We start from the raw sequence: 11,659 nt of genomic DNA, 5'->3' as shown, positions 1-11,659 counted from the left end.
CTAGCCAACCCACCACAGATAGAGCGGCAGCCCAACAGTGATGTTGAAGGGGAAAGACACGCCCAACGATAGGGTCAGGTAAATCCCGGCTTCGGCCTTGGGCAGCGCGATTTTCATGGCCGCCGGTACCGCGATATAAGACGCCGAGGCCGATAGCACCATGAACAGGAACAGGCTGCCCTGCTGCAATCCGATCAGGCTGCCGACACCCCAGGCCATGAATGCGCCGACCAGTGGCATGACAACGCCAAAAGCAAACAGCCCAAGTGTCAGCTTGTCGCGATTCTTAAGCAGGCTGCGCCCCGCCGAAAGACCCATATCCAGCAGGAATAGACACAGAATTCCAGTAAATGGGGTCACGATGAAGGGTGCGATCATCTGCATGCCCTCGCCGCCGGTGATCGCTCCGATCAGGAACGAACCGGTCAGCAGAACAATCGACCCATTGGCCAGAAGATCCCGCCATAACCCGTCATCCTTGACGCCATTTCCGCTGGTTTTGTGGGCCAGCCAAAGGGCCGACAGGATCGCGGGAACCTCCATCGCAGCCGCGACAGCCACCATGAACCCATCATGGCCAAGACCCACCAGATCAAGCAGGCTGGTCGCCGTCACAAAGGTCACGATCGAGATCGAGCCATAGTGCCCGGCCACAGCAGCCGCGTTCAGGGTATCCAGTCGGGTCATGACCCGCAAAAGGCCAAAGGCCACAAATGGAATGGCAAAGGACAGCGCCACACCACCCAGCAGGGTAAAGAACAGGTCCAGATGGATACCGTGTTCGGCCAGACTCGCGCCGCCCTTGAACCCGATGGCCAGCAACAGATACAGCGACATGAACTTGGCCGCGCCCGCGGGGATCGACAGATCGCTGCGCGCAAAGGCGGCCAGCAGGCCAAGCGCGAAAAACAGAATTGTTGGCACCAGCAGGTTGCTGGACAGTGTTTCGATCACTCCGGGCATCTTATGCTCCTATTCCCTCGTTGCGGGTTAGGTGCCTTGCAAAGTTTGTTTATCCAAATACTATCTTTCTAATTTTTAATTAGGTTAAAACTATGTAATGCGCCCGACCCTACGACAGCTTGAATATATCGTCACCGTCAGCCGCCTTGGCCGGTTCAGCCTTGCCGCCGAGGTTTTGAACGTCAGCCAGCCCAGCCTGTCCGCCCAGATCGCGACGGTCGAGGATGAATTGGGCATTCGCATTTTCGACCGCAACCGGGGTGGCGTGCAGATCACCGCCAGGGGCGAGGACTTTATCGCGCGCGCCCAGAAAATCCTGGCGGATGTGAAGGATCTGCGTCACGCCATGTCCAGCGATATGTCGGTCGGTGGGCGTTTGCGGCTGGGTGTTTTGCCCTCGATCGGGCCATATTTGCTGCCACAGGTGATCAAAGAGGTGCACAGGTTGCGACCTGGCTTGCGCGTCATCGTACGCGAGGAAAACACCCGCGATCTGGAGCAAGGACTGAAATCGGGGCGCTTCGACCTGATCCTGTCCACGCCCGAAGATCACCCGAACACGGTGCAGCACCGATTGTTTAACGAATCCCTCTGGGTTGCCGTTGCGGTTGACGATGTTCTGGCCAGTGATCTGCAAAGCGTGGCGGCAGAAGACTTGCAAAACAGACTGTTCCTGACGCTTGATCAAAGCCACCGCCTGTCCCGCATCGTCTATGCGTTGGCCGCGGAATGTGGCGGTGTGGTATCAGACGAATACGAAGGCACGACGCTGGATTCGATTGTCCTGATGGCGGCCTCGGGCGTCGGGGTTGCGGTATTGCCGGACCTTTATGCGCGGCGTCAGGGCATCTATCGCGACGAAGTGCGCCTGCGCCCGTTGGGCATTGCGAACGCGAACCGCGATATTGCGCTGTTGTCGCGCAGCGGTGAAAGGCCTTTGCCCGGACAAAACGTCCTGACCCAATCCTTGCGATCCGTTGCGCACAGTATGGGGGTAAGTGTCATCGATGCATAAAAAAAGCCCGCGCCTTTCAGCACGGGCCAGTTTGCTACCGCAGGGAGAATTCTACCAATCCATCGGTCCTCGTTCTGCAAAGGACTCGACAAGAAAATCAATGAAAGCGCGCACTTTGGGCTGTGTGAAACGGCCCGGCGGGTACACGGCAAAGACACCCTGAACTTCGTTCGGCAGGGAGGGCATGGCGTCCACGACCTGTCCCGATTTCAGCGCGTCGGCATAGAGATAGCTGGGCAGGTAAGCGATACCCAGACCCGAGATCGCCGCATTCAGCAGGGACTGCCCGTCATTCACACTCAGCCAACCGGCGGTGCGGACCTGACGTTTTTCACCCGAAGGCGCAGTCAGTTTCCAGACATTGCCCGAAGACTGGCTGGAATAATGCAGCAATTTGTGTTCGTTCAGATCGTCGATCTTCTGCGGACGCCCAAATTGTTCGATATAGCTGGGGGCCGCGACCATTCGTTTCACGGTTTCGGTCAGCTTGCGGGCGCGCAACGTGCTGTCCTCAAGCTCTCCGATGCGGACGGCAACGTCGAACCCTTCGGAAATCAGTTCGACATAGCGGTTGTTCAGAACCATGTTCACGGTGATGTCGGGATAGGCAGACAGAAAGTCCGACAGAACCGGCGACAGGTGATTGACGCCAAAATCCGTCGCCACACTGATCCGCAGCAGACCAGAGGGCGCAGATTGCATCGAGGTCACAAGCGCATCCGCTTCGCCCGCATCATTCAGAACGCGGCGCGCGCGGTCATAATAGGCCAGTCCAATCTCGGTCGGTGAAACCCGGCGCGTTGTCCGGTTCAGCAGCCGCGCACCTAATCGGGCCTCAAGGCTCGACACGTGCTTTGAGACGGCCGATTTGGAGATACCCATTTTCTTGGCCGCGTCAGTGAAACCACCCTGGTCCACCACGTTGGAAAAGGCCTCCATTTCGGTCAGTCGATCCATTCTCGTTCCCCAGGTCTCCTGTTCGTTGTCTCAATATTGCGATCAATCTGGGCAAGAACGGGGCAGACATGGGATAATATCAGGGTTTTGAATCGGATCGTTTGCGGATGGGAAACGCCGGGCGCAGGCTGCGGGGCCGGGGCAGACAGGCCTTATTTCATGGTTTTTCAGGTCCATCGCCCAATCGTGCTATGCTGAGAATGGCAATTTTGTGACCTGGGAGGTGAAAATGAAAACAATTCTCGCGACACTTGTATTTTGTCTGTCCGCCACAATCGCGGCGGCTGGCGGGCCGACTCCTTCGAATCCCGACGCCAAGGTGTATTTCGTGACTTTGTCGGATGGTGACATCGTGCAATCCCCGGTGACTGTGGTGTTCGGGCTCAGCGGTATGGGCGTTGCCCCATCGGGCACTGAAGCTGAGAATACCGGCCATCATCACCTTCTGATCGACCGGCCCCCTTTGGGTCAGGGCGAAGATGGCGCCGATGAGCTGGCTTATGGATTGCCCGCTGATGACAACCACCTGCATTTCGGCGGCGGCCAGACCGAGGTTACGCTTGATCTGGCGCCGGGTGAGCACACGTTGCAACTGGTTCTGGGCGATGCAGGGCACGTGCCGCATGCCACGCCAATTGTCTCCGATGTGATAACGATCACTGTCGAGTAGGTGCCTGCGTGCTCCGCGGTGCGGGCTCGACGAAGGACAACACAACAAGAACTGCCATCAGACTGCCGAGCGAAATGGCGACCACGGCCCATGTGACCTCATTCATATGGGCAATCGTGGCCAATATTGCGGAAAACGAAACAATCGCGAGCCGTCCGAGCGTTTTTGAAATCGCCATGGCTTTGATGCGCTGAGACTTGGGAGCAATGTCCATAAAATAAAGCGTGCGCGCCGTGCCCAGCCCGGTGACGGCAACGGTGGCTACGAACAGCGACGCGGCGTGAAGATGCACGGTGTGGTCCAGCCCGTTGTTGTGGATCACGATCAAAGCCAGCCCCGAGGCGGCGACCATCAACGCCCCGGCAATCATGACCGCGCGGTTGGAATAGGTGCTGAGCGCCCGCCACATCGGTGCCGACACCAGCAGGGCCGCCGCAGACGACACCACCAGCGCCGTCAGGCCGCTGGTTGATCCGTGATGGGATTCCGCAGCGATCAGCGCGTAAAACGGCAAGGACAGCCCGGCAAAGATGAAAGACAACCGGATGACGATGAATTTCCTGAACCAGGCCTGCTGCAACAAAGCGGATGTGTCCTGCCAGAAGGTCTGAAGCTTTTCGCGGAGCGTCATTGGCTGCGATTCGAGGGCTTGATCGGGTGCGCGCGCAGCCTCGTTCATGAGCATGATGAAAAGGGCCGACAGCACAAAGCAGACGGCACCGAACGCGACCACAACGCTATGCCGGGTAAGCGCAGGTGCCTCTTGCATCACATGATGCAGCACCAATGCCATCACAATGGTGCCGCCGCCGCCGATTGCCTTTTGCATATAGGTGACGCGCATCCTGTCATGTGAGGCGAGGTTGTCGCTGATGAAGTCGATGATCATCAGGCTTTTGATCTCTTCCAACACGCCGATCATGAAAATCCCGACGACAAAGGCCGCGATGACCATGGGTCTGGACCCGTAAAACACGGTGAGGACAACCAGCAGAAAGCACAGGGCTACCGCCAGATCCGTTCGTGCGATGATGGATTTCTTCCGGCTCATCTTTGCGATCCGGCCGGACAGAAACACATCCGACAGGGTGCCTGCCCCGTGGCGGATGGTGACCAGCAGACCTGCCAGGATTACGGGCAGGTCCATTGCCACGGCCAGAAAGGTCATCACGATAGACGGACTGGCCATGGACCAGGCCACAACGGCCAGCGCACCTTGCCCGGCCATGATCGGCACGGTGATCGGGTGCGGGTCTTTGCTGTCGCGCTCTGTCGGCTGCTCCATGCCATCGACTGGATGACATCTGACCGGAATGCGCAAGCTGTTCGGTTGCTAGAGCGTTGCCGCCAGCCGGGTGCCCTGATTGATGGCGCGTTTGGCATCCAACTCGGCCGCCACGTCTGCGCCACCGATGACATGCGGCGTGATTCCTCGCGCGATCAGCTCATCGGCCAGGCTGCGGTCCGAGACCTGCCCGGCGCACAACACGATTGTGTCGGCGGCAATCACCGTGGGGTCGGCGCGATCTTCGCCAAAGCTGACATGCAACCCGTCCGCGTCGATGTGTTCATAGTTCACACCGCCCACGAAGTTGACGTTTTTCATCTTCAGGGCTGCGCGGTGAATCCAGCCGGTGGTTTTGCCCAATCCCTTGCCATGTCGCTGCGCCTTTCTTTGCAGCAGAGTGACCTGACGCGCAGGTGCGGCCGGTTGCGGCCCTTCAGGTGCCAGGCCCGAGCGGTGATCCGCTGGGTCGGTTACACCCCACTCTTTCATCCACAACGGTAAATCGGTGGTCGGGCTGTGCCCTTCCTCAAGCAGAAACTCGGAAACATCGAACCCGATCCCGCCCGCGCCGATCACGGCGACCGATTTTCCAACCGGGGCCTTGCCCTGCAGAACGTCGACATAGCTGAGGACATTGTCCTGATCCTGGCCCGGAATCCCCGGATCGCGGGGGCTGACGCCGGTGGCAATCACCACCTCGTCAAAACCGGTCAGGTCATCGGCGCTGACCTCTTGGTTCAGTTTGACGGACACGCCCAGATCATCCATCATGGTGCGGTACCAGTCGACCAGCTCCCAGAACTCTTCCTTTCCCGGCACCTGTTTGGCCATGTTCAACTGACCGCCGATCTCAGACGCGCGATCAAAGAGCGTCACGTCATGGCCCCGCTGCGCGGCTGTCATAGCTGTGGATAAGCCCGCAGGACCGGCCCCGACGATGGCCACCTTTTTGGGTGTTTCGGCCTGACCGATCACCAGTTCCGTCTCATGGCAGGCGCGTGGGTTCACAAGGCATGAGGTCAGCTTGCCGCCAAATGTGTGATCCAGACAGGCCTGGTTGCAGGCGATGCAAGGCGCGATCTTTGCGGCCTCACCCGCAATGGCCTTATCGACGAAATCCGCATCCGCCAGCATGGGGCGCGCCATCGACACCATATCGGCGCAGCCCGTCGCCAGAACCTCTTCGGCCACTTCGGGCGTATTGATCCGGTTCGAGGTGATGACCGGAATGCCCACCTTGCCCATCAGCTTTTTCGTCACCCACGCGAACGCCGCGCGCGGAACGCTTGTGGCAATGGTCGGTATCCGTGCCTCATGCCAGCCGATGCCCGTATTGATAATCGTCGCCCCGGCCTTTTCGATCTCTTGCGCCAGTTGCACAACCTCGTCATGGGTCGAGCCGTTGGGCACCAGATCGATCATCGACAAGCGGTAGATAATGATGAAATTCGTACCGACCGCCTCGCGGGTTCGGCGCACCACCTCAATCGGCAGGCGCATCCGGTTCTCATAGGGCCCGCCCCAGCGGTCGGTGCGTTTATTCGTATGGGTCACCAGGAACTGGTTCAGGAAATACCCCTCGGACCCCATGATCTCGACTCCGTCATAGCCCGCCTTTTGGGCAAGAACCGCGGCATTCACGATATCGCTGATTTGCTTCTCGATCCCGTCTTCGTCCAGCTCATGCGGTGGGAAGGGCGAGATCGGGGATTTGACCGGGCTGGGTGCAACGCATTTCGGACCATAAGCATACCGCCCGGCATGCAGGATCTGCATCGCGATCTTGCCACCTGCCTCATGCACCCTCTGCGTTACGATGGAATGGTTGGCGACCTCTGTGTCATTGGTCATCATTGAGGCACCGGGCAGGACCGAGCCTTCGAGGTTCGGCCCAATCCCACCTGTCACCATCAGCGCCACGCTGCCGCGCGCCCGGTCGGCGTAGAACTCGGCCACGCGATTCCAGTCGCCGGTTTCTTCCAACCCGGTATGCATCGAGCCCATCAGCACGCGGTTTTTCAAGGTGGTAAAGCCCAGATCCAGCGGGGCCAGCATGTTTGGGTACGCAGTCATGGAACCTCTCCCTTAGGTGCCGTCAAAATCGACGCGCATGCGCCTGTTGTCACGCGAAACCTAACGTCACCCCCTTTGCGGCTGCGGCGCAGGTTGTTAGAGATCGGCTTAGCACTGAAAGAGGCCCGCGTATGACACCCGAAGACATCGCCAAACTGCCCTATCGCCCTTGCGTCGGGCTGATGCTGATGAATGCTGATGGCAAGATTTTCGTGGGCAAGCGCAACGACGGCCCCAAAGACGCCTGGCAAATGCCGCAGGGCGGTGTGGACAAGGGCGAAGATCCGCGCGACGCCGCACTGCGTGAGCTGTGGGAAGAAACCGGCGTCTCCACCGATCTGGTTGAGGTAGTGGCTGAAACCGAGGGCTGGCTGCCCTATGACCTGCCCCATGACATCGTGCCGAAAATCTGGAAAGGCCGGTATCGCGGGCAGGAACAGAAATGGTATCTGATGCGATTCTCTGGCACGGACGATCAGATCAATATCGACACAGACCACCCCGAGTTCTGTGAGTGGAAGTGGCAGGATCCGGCAAAGCTGATTGACGAGATCGTGCCCTTCAAACGGGACGTCTATGAGCGCGTTGTTGGAGCGTTTGACGCCTATCTGACGGGCACCTGACAGCAGGCCGAGGTAACAAAACTCACCGCGCCGCACGTTGCCGTGAGGGGGCATGGCCCGCCCGTGCCCCGCCGCATAGCTTGGTGCGCATGAAGGACACCCTGCCCGATCTGACCATGTTCCAACCCGCCGGACGCCGGTTCCACGGCACTGACCGGCGCGAGCCCCTGCGCGACGGTTTGTGGAGCAGTGGCGAATACGGCCCCGGTCAAACAGCGGGCCGGTTTTATCCTATCGCCTGCGTCGCTCTTGAGGTTACCCAGCGCTGCAACCTGGATTGCACCTTGTGCTATCTCTCGGACCGGGCCGAGATGACCTATGACCCGCCCCTGTCGGTTCTGTTCGCGCGGCTTGAGACGATTCACAGCCATTATGGGCCAGGTGTTTCGGTCCAGCTGACCGGGGGTGACCCGACCCTGCGCAAGGTCGAAGATCTTGAGGCGCTCTGCCGCGAAATCCGGCGCCTGGAGATGCGGTCTTGCCTGATGACCAATGGCATAAGGGCCAGCCGCGCCATGTTGACCCGTTTGGCCGCCGCTGGTCTGGATGATGTGGCCTTTCACGTCGATCTGACACAGGAACGCAAAGGGTTTGAAACCGAGGTTGAACTGAACACCGTCCGCAGCACCTATATCCGGCGCGCAAGGGGTCTGGGTCTGCGCATCCTGTTCAACACAACGGTATTCGAAGACAATTTTGCCGAGCTGCCCGACCTGGCCCGGTTTCTTCGCGATCAGCCCGAGGTCGCCTTTGTCTCGTTCCAGATGCAGGCCGATACCGGACGCGGTGTCCTGCGAGAACGACCCGACATGATCACGCAGGACAGCGTGATGCGTGCGGTCGAACAGGGGTATGAGACACCGCTTGATTTTGATGCCGCCTCGGTCGGGCATTCGCGGTGCAACCGCTATGCAAGTGTGTTTACCGCAGGCGGGCGCGCTGTTTCCGTGCTGTCAGACCGTGCATTGGTGCATCGCGTGATCGACGCCCTGGAAGGCGTGGATACGACAGAAGATGGCCATATGGAGATCCGCGACAGTGTCCGGCGCCTTGTTCTGCGCCATCCGGCGCTTGCGCTCAGGGCGGCTGCGTACCTGACCGGGCGTGCCTTGCGGCTGGGCACGGGGCTTTGGAAAGGCCCTGTGCGGCGGCAATCGGTATTCATTCACAACTTCATGGCCGCAGATGCCCTGGAAGAAGACCGCTGCGCCTCGTGCGTCTTCATGGTGGCCACCGCCAAGGGGCCGATGTCGATGTGTGCCCATAACGCGCAGCGCGACATGTTCCTGGCCCAAAAGGATGAGGTGGACACACCAAACGGGCAACGGTGGTGGAATTCAGCGGTGCGGACCCTTTCGGAAAAAGCGACACTGCCCGATCTGCAGCACCCGGAACAGGCCCCGCTCAAAAAGCTCAAAGGGCAATTGCGAGCGGAACGCCGGAACAGAAAGACTGCCTCATGAGAGCGATTTTGTTGATCCTGTTACTGCCGCTTCTGGCCGCCTGCGCCAGCGTCGAGCGTCTGGCCTTGCCGGCAGCTGCTCCTTTGCCTGAAACGGCCCTGACGCAAACAGCGCCACCACCGGGTGAGCGGGTTGACCATCGCGATTGGAGCGCATTCCTGTCCCGTTACGTGACCCAGGACGCGCAAGGTGTGAACCGGGTGGCGTATGGCCAGGTGTCACGGTCAGACCGGGCACGGCTGGACGGCTATCTGGCGGAATTGCAGACCGTGGCGCCAGACCGGCTGACCCGCGATCAGCAACTGGCCTATTGGATCAATCTCTATAATGCGCTGACGGTTGATCTGATCCTTGAAAACTATCCGGTCGCTTCAATCCGCGACATAAACGATGGGGCGTTTTCCTTTGGACCCTGGGATCGCCCATTTGCGCGGGTTTCCGGCCAGACACTAACGCTGAACGATATCGAACATCGGATCATCCGCCCGACGTTCAAAGAGCCGCGCATTCACTATGCCCTGAACTGCGCCGCTGTCGGTTGCCCCAACCTGATGGACCGGGCCTGGCAGGCGGACACGCTGGAACGTGATTTTGCCGCCGCCGAACGCGCTTATGTCAACGACCCACGCGGAGTGCGATATGACACGCGCGGGCGGCTGATCCTGTCGAAGATCTATATCTGGTTCCGCGAGGATTTCGGGGCGAATGAGAAAGCGGTGATCGCCTATCTCGAAACGGCTGCTGAGCCTGAGCTGCGGGCACGGCTGCAGGAAACCCCAAGGGTAAGCGCATATGAGTACGATTGGGCACTAAACGACGCTGCAGCGGGCTTTTAACGGCGCGGAACCAAGGCCGTCAGTCCGCCGCGCGATCGCCATCCCGTGGTCCGGTAATCGCGCGGCTCAGCGCTTACAGCAACCCTTCGGCGCGCAACAACTCCTGCATATTCGCCTCGGGGCGAGGCCCGATGTGACTGATCACCTCACGCGCACAGATGTTGCCGATCTTGGCGCAGGTCTCGTAGTCGCGGCCCGTTGCCATACCAAACAGGAACCCGGCGGCGAATTGATCGCCCGCGCCGGTGGCATCCACGGGCACCACTTTTTCAACCGGCACGTCAACGCGCTGACCGTCATGCAAAACCGTCACCCCGTCGCCTGACCGTGTACACACGACCAGAGGGCAAATCGCGGCGGTTTTCGCCAACGCGTCCTCAAGATCATCAGTTTCGAATAGCGATTTGATCTCGGCCTCATTGCCGATGACAAAATCCAGCTCGTTCTCGATCAGCAGCAGGAAATCGACCCGGTGCCGTTCCACGCAGAAAGGATCGGAAATCGCGATCCCCGCTTTGCCGCCGCCTTTGTGGCAGGCGCGTGCGGCTTCAAGAAATGCCGCCTTGCCCTTTTCCTTGTCGAACAGATAGCCCTCAAGGAACATGATCTGACTGCTGCCCGCGACCTCATCCGAGACATCCTGCGAGGACAGCTCCGAGGAAATCCCTAGATAGGTGTTCATCGATCGCTCGCCGTCGGGCGAGACAAAGATCATCGACCGCGACGTCGGCAGCTCGCCGCCCGGGACCGGAGGGTTCACGAAATCGACCCCGTCCTCGTTCATCGCATCCGCATAGAACCGGCCCAAAGCGTCATCATGCACGCGCCCGATAAAGGCCGCATCCAGACCCAGCGCGCCAGCGCCCGCGATGGTGTTGGCAACCGAGCCGCCCGGCGTCTGCACGCGGCCTTCCATCGAGGCATACAGCACCTCGCCGCGCTCTTGCTCGATCAGTTGCATGATGCCTTTTTCGATGCCCATCAGCTCCAGGAAACTGTCATCGGCCTGGGAAATCACATCGACAACCGCATTTCCGATGCCGGTCAGTTGGTAGGTCTTCATAGGGTCTTGTCCTCGAATTGACAGAGATCACGGATGATGCAGGTCGGGCATTGCGGCTTGCGCGCCTTGCAATGGTACCGGCCATGCAGGATCAGCCAGTGATGCGCATGGAGTTGGAAGTCGGCAGGGATATTGTCTTCGATGGCGCGTTCGACGGCGTCTACGTCCTTGCCGGGGCAAATACCAGTGCGGTTGCCGACGCGAAAGATATGCGTATCCACCGCTTGCGCCGGTTGCCGCCACCACATGTTCAGAACCACGTTGGCCGTCTTGCGCCCGACACCGGGCAGGGATTGCAGCGCGGCGCGGGAATTGGGAACCTCGCCGCCGTAGTCGTCGACCAGAATGCGGCTGAGCTTGATGACGTTCTTGGCCTTCTGGCGGAAGAGCCCAATGGTTTTGATATGTTCGATCAGCCCCTCTTCGCCCAGATCCAGCATCTTTTGCGGCGTATCGGCGATTTTGAACAATTCCCGTGTGGCCTTGTTAACGCCTGCATCGGTTGCCTGCGCCGAAAGCGCCACGGCGACGACCAGAGTGTAGACGTTCACATGCTCCAGCTCACCCTTGGGTTCGGGGTCTGCGTCCTGAAAACGCGTAAAGATCTCGCGGATCGTGTGGTAATCGAGTTGCTTTGCCATCCGCGCCTTAATGCCGCCCGAGGGCCTGCGATACAAGCCTAAAGCCAATGCGCATGTTCCGGGTCGC

Annotated in this window: 11 protein-coding genes; 5 read left to right on the top strand and 6 right to left on the bottom strand. The window is 59.6% G+C overall.

The genetic code is table 11. From position 1 onward, the window contains the following. Entirely contained in the window at positions 1–963 is a 963-nt protein-coding gene (locus ACR0AG_RS14285) for a sodium-dependent bicarbonate transport family permease (protein ID WP_480840012.1), read from the bottom strand. Between the two features lie 97 nt (positions 964–1,060). On the opposite strand from ACR0AG_RS14285, the gene ACR0AG_RS14280 reads away from it, so the two are divergent. Next, a complete protein-coding gene (locus ACR0AG_RS14280) occupies positions 1,061–1,978 on the top strand; it encodes a hydrogen peroxide-inducible genes activator (protein WP_480840010.1) in 918 nt (305 codons plus the stop codon). A gap of 51 nt (positions 1,979–2,029) precedes the next feature. Here the strand turns inward: ACR0AG_RS14280 and ACR0AG_RS14275 are convergent, their stop codons facing one another. Continuing rightward, positions 2,030–2,935, bottom strand: coding sequence for a LysR family transcriptional regulator (locus ACR0AG_RS14275; RefSeq protein ID WP_480840008.1), 906 nt, complete (start codon positions 2,933–2,935; stop codon positions 2,030–2,032). Between the two features lie 229 nt (positions 2,936–3,164). On the opposite strand from ACR0AG_RS14275, the gene ACR0AG_RS14270 reads away from it, so the two are divergent. Then, entirely contained in the window at positions 3,165–3,605 is a 441-nt protein-coding gene (locus ACR0AG_RS14270; RefSeq protein ID WP_480840006.1) for a DUF4399 domain-containing protein, read from the top strand. Here ACR0AG_RS14270 and ACR0AG_RS14265 read toward each other — a convergent pair. Both ACR0AG_RS14265 and ACR0AG_RS14260 read right to left on the bottom strand, forming a co-directional pair. Further along, on the bottom strand, positions 3,592–4,890 hold the full coding sequence (locus ACR0AG_RS14265) for an MFS transporter (RefSeq protein ID WP_480840003.1): 1,299 nt from the start codon (positions 4,888–4,890) through the stop codon (positions 3,592–3,594). The genes ACR0AG_RS14270 and ACR0AG_RS14265 overlap by 14 nt on opposite strands. Positions 4,891–4,938: 48 nt before the next feature. Then, entirely contained in the window at positions 4,939–6,966 is a 2,028-nt protein-coding gene (locus ACR0AG_RS14260; protein ID WP_480840001.1) for an FAD-dependent oxidoreductase, read from the bottom strand. Between the two features lie 131 nt (positions 6,967–7,097). Here ACR0AG_RS14260 and ACR0AG_RS14255 point away from each other — a divergent pair, with 131 nt between their 5' ends. From ACR0AG_RS14255 to ACR0AG_RS14245, 3 genes are all read left to right on the top strand, one after another. Further along, on the top strand, positions 7,098–7,589 hold the full coding sequence (locus ACR0AG_RS14255; protein ID WP_480839999.1) for an RNA pyrophosphohydrolase: 492 nt from the start codon (positions 7,098–7,100) through the stop codon (positions 7,587–7,589). An 89-nt stretch (positions 7,590–7,678) separates the two neighbouring features. Further along, positions 7,679–9,052: a radical SAM protein gene (locus ACR0AG_RS14250; RefSeq protein ID WP_480839996.1), complete on the top strand. Its 1,374-nt coding sequence runs from the start codon at positions 7,679–7,681 to the stop codon at positions 9,050–9,052. Next, positions 9,049–9,888 (top strand): DUF547 domain-containing protein, encoded by an 840-nt coding sequence (locus ACR0AG_RS14245; protein ID WP_480839993.1) that lies wholly within the window; start codon positions 9,049–9,051, stop codon positions 9,886–9,888. The genes ACR0AG_RS14250 and ACR0AG_RS14245 overlap by 4 nt, the downstream gene beginning before the upstream one ends. Positions 9,889–9,961: 73 nt before the next feature. Here ACR0AG_RS14245 and ACR0AG_RS14240 read toward each other — a convergent pair whose 3' ends face one another. Together ACR0AG_RS14240 and nth are read right to left on the bottom strand one after the other, a co-directional pair. Further along, positions 9,962–10,951 carry an adenosine kinase gene (locus tag ACR0AG_RS14240; RefSeq protein WP_480839991.1) on the bottom strand — a complete coding sequence of 330 codons (990 nt, stop codon included), beginning with the start codon at positions 10,949–10,951 and terminating at the stop codon, positions 9,962–9,964. After that, the gene (nth, locus tag ACR0AG_RS14235) at positions 10,948–11,592 is read right to left on the bottom strand and encodes an endonuclease III (protein WP_480839988.1); all 645 of its coding nucleotides are present in this window, start codon (positions 11,590–11,592) and stop codon (positions 10,948–10,950) included. The genes ACR0AG_RS14240 and nth overlap by 4 nt, the downstream gene beginning before the upstream one ends. Between the last annotated feature and the right edge of the window lie 67 nt (positions 11,593–11,659).

This window comes from Ruegeria sp. H6 (assembly GCF_056532975.1).
The sequence above is the reverse complement of the archived record's forward strand: the minus strand, read 5'-3'. Positions and strand labels throughout refer to the sequence as shown.

Coding starts and splice junctions, on each gene's coding strand:
- ACR0AG_RS14240 (WP_480839991.1), bottom strand. CDS start 10,951: ATGAAGACCTACCAACTGACCGGCATCGGAAATGCGGTTGTCGATGTG.
- ACR0AG_RS14275 (WP_480840008.1), bottom strand. CDS start 2,935: ATGGATCGACTGACCGAAATGGAGGCCTTTTCCAACGTGGTGGACCAG.
- ACR0AG_RS14265 (WP_480840003.1), bottom strand. CDS start 4,890: ATGGAGCAGCCGACAGAGCGCGACAGCAAAGACCCGCACCCGATCACC.
- ACR0AG_RS14285 (WP_480840012.1), bottom strand. CDS start 963: ATGCCCGGAGTGATCGAAACACTGTCCAGCAACCTGCTGGTGCCAACA.
- ACR0AG_RS14250 (WP_480839996.1), top strand. CDS start 7,679: ATGAAGGACACCCTGCCCGATCTGACCATGTTCCAACCCGCCGGACGC.
- ACR0AG_RS14245 (WP_480839993.1), top strand. CDS start 9,049: ATGAGAGCGATTTTGTTGATCCTGTTACTGCCGCTTCTGGCCGCCTGC.
- ACR0AG_RS14260 (WP_480840001.1), bottom strand. CDS start 6,966: ATGACTGCGTACCCAAACATGCTGGCCCCGCTGGATCTGGGCTTTACC.
- ACR0AG_RS14255 (WP_480839999.1), top strand. CDS start 7,098: ATGACACCCGAAGACATCGCCAAACTGCCCTATCGCCCTTGCGTCGGG.
- ACR0AG_RS14270 (WP_480840006.1), top strand. CDS start 3,165: ATGAAAACAATTCTCGCGACACTTGTATTTTGTCTGTCCGCCACAATC.
- ACR0AG_RS14280 (WP_480840010.1), top strand. CDS start 1,061: ATGCGCCCGACCCTACGACAGCTTGAATATATCGTCACCGTCAGCCGC.
- nth (WP_480839988.1), bottom strand. CDS start 11,592: ATGGCAAAGCAACTCGATTACCACACGATCCGCGAGATCTTTACGCGT.